This is a genomic window from Leeuwenhoekiella sp. A2 (assembly GCF_047946655.1).
GTDB lineage: Bacteria > Bacteroidota > Bacteroidia > Flavobacteriales > Flavobacteriaceae > Leeuwenhoekiella.
The window spans coordinates 204950-219886 of sequence record NZ_CP172311.1 but is presented as its reverse complement, the minus strand read 5'-3'; the positions used below and the strand labels follow the sequence as shown (position 1 = coordinate 219886).

General features: G+C 37.0%; 17 protein-coding genes. 7 read left to right on the top strand and 10 right to left on the bottom strand.

Annotated elements, in window-relative coordinates; all coding sequences use genetic code 11:
• Positions 1–2 precede the first annotated feature (2 nt).
• Positions 3–539: an AAA family ATPase gene (locus tag ACH3PA_RS01040; protein ID WP_416441394.1), complete on the bottom strand. Its 537-nt coding sequence runs from the start codon at positions 537–539 to the stop codon at positions 3–5.
• 90 nt (positions 540–629) lie between these two features.
• On the opposite strand from ACH3PA_RS01040, the gene ACH3PA_RS01035 reads away from it, so the two are divergent.
• From ACH3PA_RS01035 to murA, 3 genes are all read left to right on the top strand, one after another.
• A complete protein-coding gene (locus ACH3PA_RS01035) occupies positions 630–920 on the top strand; it encodes a DUF493 family protein (RefSeq protein WP_416446696.1) in 291 nt (96 codons plus the stop codon).
• A 133-nt stretch (positions 921–1053) separates the two neighbouring features.
• Entirely contained in the window at positions 1054–1689 is a 636-nt protein-coding gene (locus ACH3PA_RS01030) for a DUF4290 domain-containing protein (protein ID WP_416441396.1), read from the top strand.
• A 25-nt stretch (positions 1690–1714) separates the two neighbouring features.
• Positions 1715–3028: a UDP-N-acetylglucosamine 1-carboxyvinyltransferase gene (gene murA / locus ACH3PA_RS01025; RefSeq protein WP_416441398.1), complete on the top strand. Its 1314-nt coding sequence runs from the start codon at positions 1715–1717 to the stop codon at positions 3026–3028.
• 60 nt (positions 3029–3088) lie between these two features.
• Here murA and hutH read toward each other — a convergent pair whose 3' ends face one another.
• Positions 3089–4663 carry a histidine ammonia-lyase gene (gene hutH / locus ACH3PA_RS01020; RefSeq protein ID WP_416441400.1) on the bottom strand — a complete coding sequence of 525 codons (1575 nt, stop codon included), beginning with the start codon at positions 4661–4663 and terminating at the stop codon, positions 3089–3091.
• Between the two features lie 24 nt (positions 4664–4687).
• Positions 4688–5209 (bottom strand): 5' nucleotidase, NT5C type, encoded by a 522-nt coding sequence (locus ACH3PA_RS01015; protein ID WP_416448376.1) that lies wholly within the window; start codon positions 5207–5209, stop codon positions 4688–4690.
• Positions 5210–5360: 151 nt separating this feature from the next.
• Between ACH3PA_RS01015 and ACH3PA_RS01010 the strand changes: the two genes are divergently transcribed.
• The 3 genes from ACH3PA_RS01010 to ACH3PA_RS01000 all read left to right on the top strand — a co-directional run bounded on the left by ACH3PA_RS01010 (position 5361) and on the right by ACH3PA_RS01000 (position 7359).
• Entirely contained in the window at positions 5361–5660 is a 300-nt protein-coding gene (locus ACH3PA_RS01010) for a hypothetical protein (RefSeq protein WP_416441404.1), read from the top strand.
• The gene (locus ACH3PA_RS01005; protein ID WP_416441406.1) at positions 5660–6328 is read left to right on the top strand and encodes an ATP-binding cassette domain-containing protein; all 669 of its coding nucleotides are present in this window, start codon (positions 5660–5662) and stop codon (positions 6326–6328) included. Before ACH3PA_RS01010 ends, ACH3PA_RS01005 begins: the two co-directional genes overlap by 1 nt.
• 296 nt (positions 6329–6624) lie before the next feature.
• Positions 6625–7359, top strand: a complete 735-nt coding sequence (locus ACH3PA_RS01000; RefSeq protein WP_416441408.1) for a class I SAM-dependent methyltransferase — start codon at positions 6625–6627, stop codon at positions 7357–7359.
• A gap of 71 nt (positions 7360–7430) precedes the next feature.
• Here the strand turns inward: ACH3PA_RS01000 and ACH3PA_RS00995 are convergent, their stop codons facing one another.
• The 4 genes from ACH3PA_RS00995 to ACH3PA_RS00980 form a co-directional block, all read right to left on the bottom strand.
• Positions 7431–8738: a cryptochrome/photolyase family protein gene (locus ACH3PA_RS00995; RefSeq protein ID WP_416441410.1), complete on the bottom strand. Its 1308-nt coding sequence runs from the start codon at positions 8736–8738 to the stop codon at positions 7431–7433.
• 5 nt (positions 8739–8743) lie between these two features.
• Entirely contained in the window at positions 8744–9442 is a 699-nt protein-coding gene (locus tag ACH3PA_RS00990) for an SDR family NAD(P)-dependent oxidoreductase (protein ID WP_416448375.1), read from the bottom strand.
• A gap of 15 nt (positions 9443–9457) precedes the next feature.
• Positions 9458–9946, bottom strand: coding sequence for an SRPBCC family protein (locus ACH3PA_RS00985; RefSeq protein WP_416448374.1), 489 nt, complete (start codon positions 9944–9946; stop codon positions 9458–9460).
• 90 nt (positions 9947–10036) lie between these two features.
• Entirely contained in the window at positions 10037–10402 is a 366-nt protein-coding gene (locus tag ACH3PA_RS00980) for a hypothetical protein (RefSeq protein WP_416448373.1), read from the bottom strand.
• A 212-nt stretch (positions 10403–10614) separates the two neighbouring features.
• Here ACH3PA_RS00980 and ACH3PA_RS00975 point away from each other — a divergent pair, with 212 nt between their 5' ends.
• Positions 10615–11454 (top strand): DUF2911 domain-containing protein, encoded by an 840-nt coding sequence (locus ACH3PA_RS00975; RefSeq protein WP_416448372.1) that lies wholly within the window; start codon positions 10615–10617, stop codon positions 11452–11454.
• Positions 11455–11564: 110 nt separating this feature from the next.
• Here the strand turns inward: ACH3PA_RS00975 and ACH3PA_RS00970 are convergent, their stop codons facing one another.
• The 3 genes from ACH3PA_RS00970 to ACH3PA_RS00960 are packed head-to-tail and all read right to left on the bottom strand — an operon-like array spanning position 11565 to position 14844.
• Positions 11565–12086: a GNAT family N-acetyltransferase gene (locus ACH3PA_RS00970; protein ID WP_416448371.1), complete on the bottom strand. Its 522-nt coding sequence runs from the start codon at positions 12084–12086 to the stop codon at positions 11565–11567.
• Between the two features lie 56 nt (positions 12087–12142).
• Positions 12143–13111, bottom strand: a complete 969-nt coding sequence (locus ACH3PA_RS00965) for a Gfo/Idh/MocA family protein (RefSeq protein ID WP_416448370.1) — start codon at positions 13109–13111, stop codon at positions 12143–12145.
• The gene (locus ACH3PA_RS00960) at positions 13108–14844 is read right to left on the bottom strand and encodes a sodium:solute symporter (RefSeq protein WP_416448369.1); all 1737 of its coding nucleotides are present in this window, start codon (positions 14842–14844) and stop codon (positions 13108–13110) included. The genes ACH3PA_RS00965 and ACH3PA_RS00960 overlap by 4 nt, the downstream gene beginning before the upstream one ends.
• Between the last annotated feature and the right edge of the window lie 93 nt (positions 14845–14937).

Sequence of the window (14937 nt, the reverse complement as noted above, 5' to 3'; positions counted from 1 at the left end):
GCTTACGATAGTTTATCAAGCACAAAAGAAACACGTTGCTCAACGGTCATCTTTGGCACTTCTATAGGTGCATAACCATATTTTATGTAATTGTGTAACAAGACTTCCTGAATTGCCTGTGCCTGCTCAAAACTCTCATAGCGCTCGCCGTCTGTCTCATGTATTTCTTCCCATGGCGGCAAAACAAAGATCTGGTCATATTTGTAGCGCTCACAAGCCTGAATGAATTCTGCAGGGTAATTTTGACCTACATAATCCAGGTAAGCCACAACATCAGGAATCCCTCTGTCTATAAAAACAAAGTCTTCTTGTAATTCTTCTGCTTTCTGGTATTGAAGAATACGTTGCTCAAGTAATTTTTGACTAAAAAGAAGTGGCTCTGTGAGAAAAAGCTGCTCTATACCTTCTTCCTGCGCGGCTTTAGTCACTTGTCTTGAGACTTCTTCAAAACAAATGAATCCTTTTTCTTCTATAGCGTTTAATAAAGTGCTTTTACCCGTGCCGGGACCTCCTATGAGCACAATGCGTTGTGTTGCCAAATGTCTAGTATTAGTCGGCAAAAATACTCAAATGTGAAACGATTAAAAAATTCTGAGGATACTGTATCTTTGCAACTGAAAAAACAGCTTATGAGTGTAGAGAAAAATTCTGATGAATTTTATAAAAAATTAAAAGAACAATTAAGTGATACCTCTATATGGCCTTCTGAATATCTATTTAAATTTATAGTTCCTTCAGATAAAGAAAAAATACTTGCCATACAGGATATTTTTAATAATACCGGTGCTGTTATACAGACTAAAGAATCGCGTAATGGTAAGTATACCAGTCTTTCAATCAATGTAAGAATGAAAAATCCAGACGCGGTAATCACTAAATATAAAGAGGTAGCACTTGTAGAAGGTGTTATTTCGCTTTAATTAAAAATATTTAAATTTGTACGGCAATTATTGATTTTTTGGTTATTTAGGCCGATTTTAGTGCCTTTTATACAATTTTTATTAATTTGCAACAGTTTACTACGGTAAGCAAACTTCACTTAAATTTTTACAGTTGATAGATCAATTAGAATACAACACAGAGCGTGAAAAGCTCATTATTCCTGAATACGGGCGTCATTTACAAAAAATGGTAAATCAGGCGATTGCCATAGAAGATAAAGAAGAACGCAACAAAGTAGCCAGGTCTATTATAGCCGTGATGGGTAATTTACAGCCTCATTTACGTGACGTACCAGACTTTCAACACAAATTATGGGATCAGCTCTTTATAATGAGCGATTTTAATCTGGATGTTGATTCTCCTTACGGGAAACCATCTAAAGAAGAACTGGAAGAACGTCCTGCGCCTTTAGAATATCCTCAAAATCATCCTAAATATCGCTTCTACGGCAACAATATCAAGAGAATGATTGATGTTGCTGTAAAATGGGACAAGGGCGAGATGAGAGAAGCACTTGAGTTTACTATAGCAAATCACATGAAGAAGTGTTTCCTTAATTGGAATAAAGATACTGTAGAAGATGATGTGATCTTTAAACATTTATTTGAGCTTAGTAATGGCCAGATAAATCTTGCAAAAAAAGAAGAAGATCTGCGCGATACACACCAACTTATGCGCTCTAAAAAGACTAGTAAATCTTCTAATAATCCACGTAAAAAGACAAACCGCCCTAAAAAGCGTTACTAAAACTTAGCTTACCAGATTTTTATTTATGGGAACATTCCAAATCGAGGGCGGACATCAACTTAAAGGTTCCATCCAGCCTCAAGGTGCAAAAAATGAAGCTCTTCAAATTTTATGTGCGGTTTTGCTTACGCCAGAAAATGTCATCATTAATAATATACCAGACATTGTAGATGTTAATAAACTCATTACAATTCTTGGTAATCTGGGTGTGAAAATTCAAAAACTGGGTAAAGGTAAATACAGTTTTAAAAGCGATGCACTTAACTTAGAATATCTGGAAAGCCAGCAGTTTAAGAATGAGGGCAGTGGTTTACGCGGTTCTATAATGATAGTTGGGCCTTTGCTGGCTCGTTTTGGTAAAGGATACATACCACGTCCCGGTGGTGACAAAATAGGCAGACGCCGTTTAGACACGCACTTTGAAGGAATGATAAAACTGGGGGCTAAATTTCGCTACAATAAAGAAGAGCGTTTTTATGGCGTAGAAGCTCCAGATGGTTTAACAGGAACTTACATGCTTCTTGATGAAGCCTCTGTAACAGGAACAGCAAATATTGTTATGGCTGCTGTTATGGCAAAAGGGGAGACGGTCATTTATAATGCAGCCTGTGAACCTTACCTACAACAGCTTTGCAAGATGCTCAATAAAATGGGCGCTAAGATAAGCGGTGTAGGTTCTAATATGCTTACAATAGAAGGCGTTGAAGAATTAGGAGGTTGTGAACACACTATTCTGCCTGATATGATCGAGATAGGATCATGGATTGGTCTTGCAGCCATGACTAAAAGTGAGATCACAATTAAAAATGTAAGCTGGAACGATCTGGGAGTGATACCAAATACATTTAGAAAATTAGGTATTAAGCTAGAGCGAAAAGGTGACGATATCTACATACCCGCTCATACTGAAGGTTATGAGATCGAGAAGTTCATAGATGGCTCTTTTATGACCATAAGTGATGCTCCCTGGCCGGGTTTTACACCAGATTTATTAAGTATTATTCTGGTTGTGGCAACACAGGCAAAAGGCGAAGTGCTTGTACATCAAAAAATGTTTGAGAGCCGACTTTTCTTTACAGATAAGCTTATAGATATGGGTGCAAAGATCATTTTATGTGATCCTCATCGTGCTACCGTTATTGGGCATGACTTCAAGTCAACTTTAAAGGCAACTAATATGTCTTCACCAGATATACGTGCCGGTATTTCTCTTTTAATCGCTGCTCTTAGTGCAAAAGGAACCTCTACTATTCACAATATTGAGCAAATAGACAGAGGTTACGAGAATATTGATGAGAGATTGCGTGCTATAGGTGCAAAAATTATTCGTACCGCTTAAAGCGAAAAGTAAATTACATTCAGGAAAAACTTTCTAATTTAATTGAAAGTTATAGTAGAACTAGATATCAAATTCTGCGTCCCACTCTGAAGCTTGTTCAAGCTTTCCGGTATTGATACAATTCTGGTAAACATTTATTATTGCATTGTTTTTAACGAGCTTATGAGCCATTGCAATATCTTCAGAAAAAATGCGATCCTTGTTAGCGAAAGTGACATGCTCTCGTATTTTGTGATGCACCTGTTCTAAAAATGCACTTGATTGTAAACCTTTTCTAAAATCAAACGCCTGCGCTGCAGTTAGCATTTCTATAGCCAGAATATTTTCAACATTTCCTATAACCTGCAGAGCTTTTCTACCACTAATAGATCCCATACTCACATGATCTTCCTGCCCCAAAGAGGTGGGAATACTGTCTGCACTGGCAGGAAAACAAAGACCTTTGTTTTCACTTGCTAAAGCAGCTGTGGTGTATTGTAAGATCATATAACCAGAGTTAATTCCTGTTTCTGCAAAAAGAAGTTTAGGTACGCCTGCATATTTGCCTTCTAAAGCGAGATAAATACGCCGGTCTGAAATATTACCCAGTTCACTAGTCGCCAGCGTAGCATAATCAAGTGCCATAGCTAAAGGTTGACCATGAAAATTACCACCACTTATGGTGAGATTTTCATCTATGATTATCGGGTTATCTGTAACAGCATTAAGTTCGATTTCTAATAATTCTTTCAGGTGCAACCATGCATTGCGGGAAGCACCATGTACCTGAGGCATACATCGCAGAGAGTAAGGATCCTGCACGCGATCGCAATTCTGGTGAGCTAAAAGAATTTGAGAACCTTCCAGAAAAGATTTTATTCGTGCAGCAACGTGCTGATTACCTTTATAAGGTCGCAGCTTATGCAATTCTGCATAGAAAGGTTTAATAGAACCCTGCAGGGCCTCAAGCATAAGCGCACCAATAATATCTGCCTGATCGAGACAATTTTTTAATTTATCAACCACTTTTACAGCATGAGCTGCAATAAATTGAGTACCGTTTATGAGAGCCAGGCCTTCTTTTGGTCTCAGCTCAATCGCTTCTAGACCAAATGTATGTAAAAGTTCATTAGATTTTAATCTTTTGCCTTGATGATAAACTTCTCCCAATCCTAACAGTGGTAGAAATAAATGAGCCAGAGGAGCCAGATCACCACTTGCACCCACAGAGCCTTGCTCAGGAACGACAGGAGCTACTTGATTATCTATAAACCAGAGTATACGTTTTAAAGTCGTTTCAGAAATACCAGAATGGCCCTGCGCAAGAGCTTGTGCTTTCAACACAAGCATCAGCAGAGCGATCTCTTCGTCAATGGGTTTGCCTACACCAACGCTGTGACTTTTTATGATATTTTCCTGAAGTGCGAGAGTTTCTTCTCTGGAGATGCGCGTTGTACATAAAGGCCCAAAACCGGTATTTATACCATAAACTGCCTCATCTTTGTCAACGATATCTTTAACAATGGCTTCGCTGGCATGAATTTTATCCCAGCTTTGTTGAGTGATCTCGGTTTTTATTTCGCCTCGAGCTATACCCAGCGCAATACCGGCAGTTAGCTTATCTTTTCCTAAAGAAAAAGTTTGGGGGAGTGACATAAGCTTAAAATTTTGCAGGAAGAATTACAGCAATAATTTACCTATTTCTTCCCAGTTATTTACTCTTTCAAAACCATTAGTATTGATGTTATGTGGGGAAGTATATTGCAGGCTTCTGCCCTCAAAAGTATCAAGGTTAAAAGAACGGTCATCTATAAGCACATCGCCCTTTAAGATAAACTTGTGCCCGCAAAGTATTCTGTACGGCCACTCCAGAAATGGGAAGTGCTCATCAAGCCAGTCTGCTTTTTCTTCAAGACTGTTTTTAAACTGCATCGCTGCAGAAGCTATGTAAACCTCGTTATCGCGAGTGAGTTCACGCAAAACTTCCTGACTGTCTGGCATCACTTTAAGATCTCTAAAAAAACCTTTTAGCGCGGTATGACTGTGAATGTAAGGCTGGCAATCTTCTGGCACACATTGCCATACTTCTTTACCTGCGCATTCTTCTTTAGTAAGGTTTGCGTTGTACTTCTTATTATATAAATCTATGTGGACGCCAAACGTGTCTGCCAGCACCTCGTCCATATCTACAAATATTGTCATGTAATGAAAATTAAGAGGGCAAATTAAACAGATTAATTCTATCAATGGTTAATTTATCTTTAAAAAGTAAAATAAGCGTATAAGACTGGTCTATGATAAGCTTTAATTGGAGCGATATTTTACCTAAATTGGTAAGAAATAATAAAACCATATGTGGCGCTATTACCTTGATGTAACTAAATTTAGTCTGCTGTTTTCTGCTCTTTTTTGCCTGTTTTTTGCTTCTGGGGGCGGATTTTTCTACGCTGTAATAATAGGTTTAATTGTTTTTGGGATTTTTGGAACAGTTATAGGACTTATCGGGTTTAATTATTTTCATGCTACAGAGTATTACACGTATTACAATCTTGGCTTTACTAAGGCTAAATTAATACGCACCACATATCTTATAAATTTAGTTCTGGCGATTGTTTGTACTGGTTTAGCGATGCTTTTAAACCTCATTTTTTAATGCATAAACTCACCGTGCAACATGTCACCCAATATTTTAAGAAAAGGGAAATTCTAAAAAACGCCTCTTTAGAGCTAAAAATCGGTGAAATCACCGGACTTTTCGGGCGTAATGGTTCAGGTAAAAGTACTCTTCTCAAAATAATTTTTGGCACCTTAAAAGCACAATCAGTTAGACTTCAGGTTGACGAGAAACTCTATAAACCCAGTCAGGTAATCACAAAACAGTTGGTAGGTTACGTGCCTCAGTTTTCCTTTTTGCCGACGCTTCTCAAAGTACGCGATGTGATACCTCTTTTCTATGAAAGCAGTGACGATCAGGATATGATTTTTAATTCGCCCAAGATCGCAGCTTTTTCAGATCAAAAAATTGGTACGCTGTCAATAGGAGAGCGGCGCTACTTAGAACTTCTCATAATAGGTAATCTGGATCATCCCTTTTTATTACTTGATGAGCCATTCTCAATGGTAGAGCCGCTTTACAAGGAAAAGATAAACGAGTTTTTAATTTCGCTTAAAGCGAAAAAAGCCATATTAATAACAGATCATTATTATCAGGACGTGTGGAAGATAAGCGATAAAAAACTCCTGTTGCAGGATGGAAAAATAACTAAAATTATAGAGAAAACGGCTCTGGTAGAAGCCGGTTATTTGAGAGGGATTATCTAAAATAACTCATATTTGGTTACAACCAAAATACGTATTATTTTCTAAAATATAAAGATGTGGATCCAAATACGATTCACTATTTATTTGTAAGTATCTGATAATTAAAAATATGAAAGTGAATTCAAAAATCTTCCCGACATTTTCCCGACATCAAGATTTTTTTAAAAGGATTGAAAGAAAACAAAGTTACTATTGAAACCAAAATGGTAACGATTTCACATATAATTTCTATTATTTCCTTTAAATTCATATTATAAATTTAGTAATTAATTTACTATGAAGCAATTTTAAAATTTATGAAAGACAATTTTTCTCACCATGCTCAGGATTATGCGAGATACAGACCGGTATATCCAGAAGCACTATACAAATATTTATTTTCTTTAATTCCCGAAAAAAATCTGGCATGGGATTGTGGTACCGGTAATGGGCAGGTAGCCGCAGAATTATCAACGGTTTTTAAAGAAGTATGGGCGACAGATCTTAGCCCCGAGCAGATTGAGTTTGCTCCTAAATTACCCAACGTAAATTATGAAATTCGTCTGGCTGAAGAACCAATTGAGCATGCTCACGAGTTTGATCTTGTTACGGTAGCACAGGCAATACATTGGTTTGATTTTGAGAAATTCTATAAGAATGTAAAGCAAGCATTAAAACCTGATGGAATAATAGCCGTCATTGGGTATTCCGTCTTTAAAACCGAAGATGATCTCAATAATGTGATTCAGCATTTTTATAAAGATATTACAGACGCATATTGGGATCCTGAAAGGCGATATCTTGATGAAGATTACCTAACAATTCCGTTTCCTTTTAAAGAAGAGGTTACTCCTTCATTTAATATAAAAGTAAAATGGACTAAAGAGCATTTCTACAATTATCTAAATACGTGGTCTGCCGTTAAGCATTATGAGAAAAAAGAAGGTATGAGTCCCTTGAATTTGATAAAAGAAAAAGTAAACGAAAATTGGGGTAAAATCACCGAAAAAGAGTTCATTTTCCCGATTTTATTGCGTGTTGGTAAAAACTAAAAAGAAAATATGGCGTATTCTAAATCACTCAAAAAACGTTCTTAATAATTCAATAATTGTATAGATCAACTTTAACTAACCGCTTGTTTGTAAGTCTTTAGACAACGCTCGCGGGCTTCTTTGTGATCGACCATTTTATCAGGATAGTTATCAGTGTCAAATTCATGTACAAATTTTTTGATGTATTTTTTATCCTTATCAAATTTGTCAACTTGCGTCATCGGGTTAAAGATTCTAAAGTACGGCGCAGCATCAACACCACTTCCTGCAGCCCATTGCCAGTTGCCTACGTTGCTAGATTGCTCATAATCAAGAAGCTTTTCTGCGAAATATGCTTCGCCCCAACGCCAGTCTATAAGAAGATGTTTGCATAAAAAACTCGCGGTAAGCATGCGCACCCGGTTGTGCATAAAACCTGTAGTGTTTAACTGCCGCATTCCGGCATCAACAAGGGCAAAACCCGTCTCACCATTTTTCCATTTTTCAAACTCTTCTTCATTGTTGCGCCATTTTATACGATCGTATTTTGGTTTAAAAGCATTATTAACAGTTTCAGGATAATGCCAAAGTATTTGCATAAAGAATTCCCTCCAAATAAGTTCGTTCCAGAAAACCTCATTCTTTTCAGCAATCGCTCTCTTCATCATTTTCCGAATGCTTACGGTGCCAAATCTTAAATGCGGCCCAAGTCGAGATGTGCCACCGGTAATTGCAGGGAAATTGCGTGTACTCTCATAATCATGAATCAGGGTAGGAGTAACTGTATAATCTGGCACTTTAAGCGAAGCAGTTTTAAATCCCATTTCGCCAAGTTCTACGTTAGGCAATCGGCTATTTTGAAGTAGATTTTTTAAATAATCTTTGGTATAGAATATATTAAGGTCTTTCTCTGCAGAGAAATATTCTTTCCATTTATTTTTATAGGGAGTGTAAACAATGTAAGGATCGCCGTCACCTTTTACTACTTCGTTTTTTTCAAAAACCACCTGATCTTTGTAGGTTTTAAAGCGAATTTTATGCTTTTTAAGCAGGTTTTTAATCTGCTCATCGCGCTGTCGCGGATAGGGTTCATAATCATGATTGGTGTAAACTTCAGCTACAGAATAATCTTCAAGAATTTGATTCCAGATATCAATTGGTTTTCCGTAAAATAAAGCTAGCGAACTACCATATTTCTCCTGTAATTGCTTGCGCATTTTTTGTAAACGCTCGTAAATAAAAGTTACGCGTGCATCATCTTTGGGCAATTCATCAAGAATTTCAGAATCAAAAATGAATACCGGGAGTACGTTATAATCACTTTTTAAAGCCTGTAAAAAACCCACATTATCATCTAATCGTAAATCTCTGCGAAACCAAAATATACTTACCTGCTGCATAGTTCTTAATGAGTGTTCAATGTAGACATTCCTCCATCAACACCCAAAACCTGGCCAGTCACCCAGCTGCTATCTTCACTTAATAAAAATGCCGCTACTGCAGCAATATCGTTTGTTGTGCCCACTCGTTTTAAGGGATGGCGCTCATCCATCTTTGATCTTTTAGTTTCGTTGCCTAACAGTTTGCTTGCCAGAGGAGTGTCAGTAAGTGAGGGGGCGATCACATTTACCCGCCATTTAGGAGCATATTCTGCGGCTAACGCTTTCGCGAAACCTTCTATGGCTCCTTTGGCTGCAGCTACACTTGTATGAAAAGGCATGCCCACTTTAACCGCAACTGTGCTAATGAAGATAAGGCTGGCTTGTTCAGATTTTTTAAGAAGTTCAGTTACAGATTTTAAAGTTTTTATGAGGCTAAAGAAGTTAATCTGCATATCCTCTTCAAAAGTTTGCGAAGACAGCATTTTAAAGGGTTTCAGGTTTATAGACCCCGGGCAATACACAAAACCATCAAGAACATCTGGTAGTTTTGAAGTATCAATTTCATCTCTGGCAGCATCAAATTGTATATAAGTGGCATCAATATCTTCTAAATTTGCTGAAGATCGCGAAGCGAGATATAAATTATGAACACCATTTAATTTTCTGGCAATCTCGTTACCTATACCGTGAGAGGCTCCTATTATGAGAATGTTTTTTTTCATGAGATCGTATTGCAATTAAACTACAGCAGTTTCGGGTTTGTAAGAATATGTCCCAAAGATCTCAGTCAATTTATTTTTGCGATACTCAAAGATCTCTTTCAATTTTGGTTTAACCAGAAAAGGATGCGTGAGTTGGCCCAGAATACCTAACGGTAGCTTGTAATCAACGATGTCTTCCATCTCAACTCCGCCGGGAATTTCTTTTATAAAGTGCTTATGGTGCCACATCGCATAAGGCCCATAACGTTGCTCATCTACAAAGAATTTACCTTCTACTACATGCGTTATCTCTGTAACCCATTTTGTTTTAATACCGGCGACTGGTGTAACAATATACTGTATAAGCTGCCCGGGAAACATGGGTCTGTCTGCACCAGAGAGTATCTTAAAGCCCATATAATCTGGAGTGATCATTTTAAGGTTTTTAGGATCACCTAAAAATTGCCAGGCCTCCTGAACAGAGATGGGTAAATTTTGCTTTGTGTGCAGCGTATAGATCTTCATTTAATGACTCGTATTTTTGTTGAGAACAAATATACTGGTCAATTTTGTTTAATATTTAAGAGTTTAAGTTAAACAAAAATTAAAGTTCTTTCAAAAAAAATGAACAGCCCAGTCTTTTGCATCTTCAAGTGTATTGAAAAAAGCAAAAGATTTCTCCCAGTTTTTTTGTTCTGCATACAAATGCTCTCTTAATTCATCATCTTCTGCGACGACTGCGACAGCTTTCATATTAGGTAACGCACTTTTATAAAACGTAGGTTCTACTATCATTTTATTTGCGCGTTGATTTATAAGAACAAAATCGTTACCCATGTAATATTCGGTAAGAATACTACGTACTTCATCTACAGTTTCTCTGGCTAGAGTTTTAGTATTTAAGTACTGCACAATGGCAAAAGATGGCGTAAGATCTAAAGAATACGTCTTAGTAGTATAAGACCTGCTAGTGTCTATCATTATTAATTATTTAGGGAATAAAATAATTTTAAAACATCTTTCTTAATAGAAAATGCACTGGGGTGATTTGCTGCGGTAAAGATATACTTTCCTTAATTATGAATTTGTTAACATTACTTAGGTTGCGTATATTTAATTTAGACTTTTTGAATAACAGCCAATATTTCAAGGCATTTAGCAATTTTTGGCATCAAATTAATTTTAAATCTAACATGAAAAAAACTGTCATTTTACTTCTTTTAGCGCTTCCTTTGAGCTTATTAGCTCAAATCAATACTCCCGCTGCCAGCCCTTACTCAGAGATCGAGCAGGTTGTGGGCCTCACAAATATCGCGGTTAAATATTCTCGTCCCGGTATGAAAGGGAGAACGATTTTTGGTGATCTTGTTCCTTATGGTAAGATATGGCGTACAGGAGCAAATGGTACCACAAAATTTATAACAGATAAATCTATCACTATAGATGATAAAGATCTGGCTGCGGGAACTTATAGTGTTTATTCTATACCTGAACAAGATACCTGGGAAGTGATCTTTTATACAGATGATAGTAACCCTCTGTTAACTGAATTTGATGAAAGTAAAATAGCATTACGTACGCATGTTGATGTACAAAATATGCCTATGCAGATCGAGACTTTTACCGTTTCTATAGACGATGTAAAATCTGAAGGTGCCACGCTGGGTATTTTATGGTCTAATGCATATGTGGGTGTTCCTTTTAAAGTGGGGACAGATAAAGAAGTTATGGAAAGTATTGATAAAGCTTTGCAGGGACCAGGTGCTGATGAATATTATAACGCTGCAGTTTATTACTTGAACAGCGGTAAGGATATCGAAAAATCGCGAGATTGGATGGAAAAAGCGATGTCTATGACCGAAAATCCGGGATACTGGCAATTGCGCCAGCAGTCACTCATTTTAGCTAAAGCCGGAGATAAGAAAGGTGCGGTTAAAGCAGCAAAAGCTTCTCTGGAAGGTGCTGAAAAGGCTGGTAATGCAGATTATGTAAAAATGAATAAAGATTCTTTAGAGGCTTGGGGAGAAAAGTAGAACCAGAAAAAAACGTGCATTGCGAATAGTTTTCGCTTCTGCAAAAAATGATAAAAACCTGCTGATTTCACCTCGAATCAGCAGGTTTTATTTTATAAATAAAAGAACTTCTAGTTTAAGGTCAGTTTCATCATGATATCTGTTTGCTCATCGTCACCTAGTTTAAAAATGTGTTTATCAAATTTAAAAAAGCCATTTTTCTCATAAAATCTGATAGCTCGTAAATTTTCTTCCCAAACGCCTAACCACACATAATCTACGTTGCGCTGTCTTGAGATCTGCATAGCTTTTTCATAAAGCAATTGACCCATTTTCTTACCGTGGAACTCTCTTAGTACATAAATACGCTCTATCTCGAGGGCATTAACGTCTTTAATTTCTGTCTGTGATTGCCCAAAATTCACTTTTAAATAACCAATAACTTGTTTGTCAAGTTCTACGAAATAAATTTCGGCATTAGGATCGTTTAATTCGTTTTGAAGTTTTTTCGCAGAAAAGCTATTTTCCAGATAGTCATTCATGTTTGCTTCACTATTCCCGGAAGAAAACGTTTCTGCAAATGTTTGTTTACTAATTTGCTGTAATTGGTCTAGATCGTCAATAGAGACTCTTCTTATTTCTGTATTCTCCATTTAATAAATATAGCAAGCAGAATCGTATTCTTATTATATTAAAGACTCTTTAATATCTAGTAATGTAAGTTGATCAATTTGCGCACTTCATCTAAAGTGTTTATAATTAATCTGCTGAATTCATGCGACATCATAGGACTTTCAGTTTTACCAGCTCTTAGCAAATCGGCTACATGTACAGCTTCAAAATTGTAGCCTTTTGCGCTGTAAGCGAAATCATGATATAATTTAACGCCATCAAGCACAGTCGTAACTTTGTCGGTTTCGTGAAAACGACTTTCAATATTTATAAGTCCTTTTTCCAGAATAATCGTTGCGGTACTGGGGGTTTTTCGGGTAATACTTGAGATTATATGCGCTTTTGAGCCGTTTTTATAAGTGAATGTGATCTCGGTTTCCTCATCAACCTCTGTTTTACCAAATTTCGCTTTAGCGGAAATATTTTCTGGTTTTCCTAAAATGGCGAGTGCACAAAAGACAGGATAAATACCCACGTCAAGAAGAGAACCACCGCCTAATTCTTTATTAAACAATCTTCCTTGTGGATCAAAAGGGGCTTCAAAACAAAAATCTGCATTTACGGTTTTTACAGCGCCGTATTTCCCGCTTTCAATTTCGTCAAGAACGAAATTAAAATGTGGCATCATGCGCGTCCATAACGCTTCCATAAGTAAGCATCCTTTTTCTTCTGCCAGAGCTATCATTTTATCAACCTGATCGCTATTCATTGCAAAGGGTTTTTCGCACAGAACGGCTTTACCATGAGAGAGGCACATCATAGTATCTTCATAATGCTTCACGTGTGGTGTCGCAATATAGATTACATCAATAGCGGGATCTTTTGCCAGAGCTTCATATGAGTCATACTTTTTAACGGCTCCATATTTCTCTCCAAATTCGTTAGCTTTTTCCTGAGATCTTGACGCGACGCCATACAAAGTGCTACCTTCAACAGTCATAAGATCTGTTGCAAAGCTGTTAGCTATTTTTCCTAATCCTATAATTCCCCAGTTTATCGTTGTCATAAAGTGTTTTTTGCAATTAAATTTTCATCGGGACGCGCATTAACTTGTAAAATCAATGAGATAAGAATTACCAGTGCGCAACCAATGATATTAAGATATAAATATGGCAGATTTATGTATTCAAACTTGTCGAGCAGAAATAGGATGATCACCAATACCTGAGTGGCAATCGCCGCTACAAAAACAGCTTTTGCACCTATTTTTTTAATAAAGAAGGCAACTATGAAAATTCCCAAAATAGTACCATAAAATATAGACCCAATAATATTAACCAACTGAATAAGATTATCGAACAAATTGGCTGTACAGGCAATTAGAATGGCGAGAATTCCCCAGCTTAGTGTAAACCATTTAGTAGCGTCTACAAAATGTTCTTCGTCGCGTTCCTCAGTTAAATTGCGTTTATAAATATCTACAGTAGTGGTGGTGGCAAGTGCATTGAGCTCTGAAGCGGTAGAAGACATAGCCGCAGAAAGAATTACGGCTAAAAGCAAACCAACAAGACCTTTAGGCAGGTTGTTTATGATGAAATGAATAAATACATAATCCTTATCATTGGTCTCAATATTCTTATCTGCCCTCTTGATAACATTGCGAGCTTCCTGTCTTATGGCTATTTCTTCATCGCTTACCTTATTAAGCGCTTCTTTTATACTAAGCCTGTTATCATTGCGACCTACAATATAATTATGATCTGCATTTACGAGAGTTGAACTCAATTCTGCCTTATCAGATCTTAATTCGTCAAGACGACTTTGAAGAACATTGTATTCTTTTTCGTAAGGCGAATTTCTTACCGCATCTTCAGCTGCGGGATTAAAGTTCACCGGCGTAGGGTTGAATTGATAAAATACAAAAACCATAACACCTACCAGCAGGATAAAGAACTGCATGGGTACTTTTAATATTCCGTTAAACACCATCCCGAGCTGCATCTCACGCAAAGACTTACCAGAAAGGTAGCGTTGCACCTGACTTTGATCTGTACCAAAATAGGAAAGCATTAAGAATGTACCGCCTAAAATTCCGCTCCAGAACGTATATCTATTATTAAAATCGAAAGAAAAATCGAGTATGTCCAGTTTGCCGCTGGCCCCGGCAATTTCTAGAGCTTTTGTAAATGTGATGTCTTGTGGCAGGTAACTTATAATGAGAAAAAAAGCAGTGAACATCCCGATAAAAATCACGGCCATTTGCTGTTTTTGCGTTACAGTAACCGCTTTTGTACCACCAGAAATGGTGTAGATTACAACGAGCACACCTATAATAATGTTGAGCGTATTTAGATCCCAACCCAATACTGCCGAAAGAATTATAGAAGGAGCAAAAATTGTTATACCAGCCGCGAGCCCTCTTTGTAATAGAAACAAACAAGCGGCAAGAGAACGTGTTTTTAAATCAAAACGAGTTTCAAGATATTCATAAGCAGTATAGACATTAAGTTTATGATATATAGGTATGAAGAACATACAGATAATAATCATTGCAATAGGCAATCCAAAATAAAACTGAACAAAACCCATCCCGCTATGAAATGCCTGTCCAGGTGTAGATAAAAATGTAATTGCGCTGGCTTGTGTTGCCATAACAGACAAACCTACAGTATACCATTTTGCCTCATTACCACCACGCAGGTAATCTTGTACATTGCGTCTACCACGGGTTTTGTATATCCCGTAAATAACAATGAAAGATAAAGTGGCAATAAGTACGATCCAGTCTATTTGCTGCATACTAGTGAGAAAAGGAATTCATTATAAAATAAAAAAGAATAATATAAGCAGCGTTTAGTACTAGAACTATAGTATAAAAAGTACTCCAGGTTT

What these genes read in the sequence shown, in the direction of transcription:
- ACH3PA_RS01035 (WP_416446696.1), top strand. Translation starts at nt 630, where the DNA reads ATGAGTGTAGAGAAAAATTCTGATGAATTTTATAAAAAATTAAAAGAA.
- murA (WP_416441398.1), top strand. Translation starts at nt 1,715, where the DNA reads ATGGGAACATTCCAAATCGAGGGCGGACATCAACTTAAAGGTTCCATC.
- hutH (WP_416441400.1), bottom strand. Translation starts at nt 4,663, where the DNA reads ATGTCACTCCCCCAAACTTTTTCTTTAGGAAAAGATAAGCTAACTGCC.
- ACH3PA_RS01015 (WP_416448376.1), bottom strand. Translation starts at nt 5,209, where the DNA reads ATGACAATATTTGTAGATATGGACGAGGTGCTGGCAGACACGTTTGGC.
- ACH3PA_RS01010 (WP_416441404.1), top strand. Translation starts at nt 5,361, where the DNA reads ATGTGGCGCTATTACCTTGATGTAACTAAATTTAGTCTGCTGTTTTCT.
- ACH3PA_RS01005 (WP_416441406.1), top strand. Translation starts at nt 5,660, where the DNA reads ATGCATAAACTCACCGTGCAACATGTCACCCAATATTTTAAGAAAAGG.
- ACH3PA_RS01000 (WP_416441408.1), top strand. Translation starts at nt 6,625, where the DNA reads ATGAAAGACAATTTTTCTCACCATGCTCAGGATTATGCGAGATACAGA.
- ACH3PA_RS00995 (WP_416441410.1), bottom strand. Translation starts at nt 8,738, where the DNA reads ATGCAGCAGGTAAGTATATTTTGGTTTCGCAGAGATTTACGATTAGAT.
- ACH3PA_RS00990 (WP_416448375.1), bottom strand. Translation starts at nt 9,442, where the DNA reads ATGAAAAAAAACATTCTCATAATAGGAGCCTCTCACGGTATAGGTAAC.
- ACH3PA_RS00985 (WP_416448374.1), bottom strand. Translation starts at nt 9,946, where the DNA reads ATGAAGATCTATACGCTGCACACAAAGCAAAATTTACCCATCTCTGTT.
- ACH3PA_RS00980 (WP_416448373.1), bottom strand. Translation starts at nt 10,402, where the DNA reads ATGATAGACACTAGCAGGTCTTATACTACTAAGACGTATTCTTTAGAT.
- ACH3PA_RS00975 (WP_416448372.1), top strand. Translation starts at nt 10,615, where the DNA reads ATGAAAAAAACTGTCATTTTACTTCTTTTAGCGCTTCCTTTGAGCTTA.
- ACH3PA_RS00970 (WP_416448371.1), bottom strand. Translation starts at nt 12,086, where the DNA reads ATGGAGAATACAGAAATAAGAAGAGTCTCTATTGACGATCTAGACCAA.
- ACH3PA_RS00965 (WP_416448370.1), bottom strand. Translation starts at nt 13,111, where the DNA reads ATGACAACGATAAACTGGGGAATTATAGGATTAGGAAAAATAGCTAAC.
- ACH3PA_RS00960 (WP_416448369.1), bottom strand. Translation starts at nt 14,844, where the DNA reads ATGCAGCAAATAGACTGGATCGTACTTATTGCCACTTTATCTTTCATT.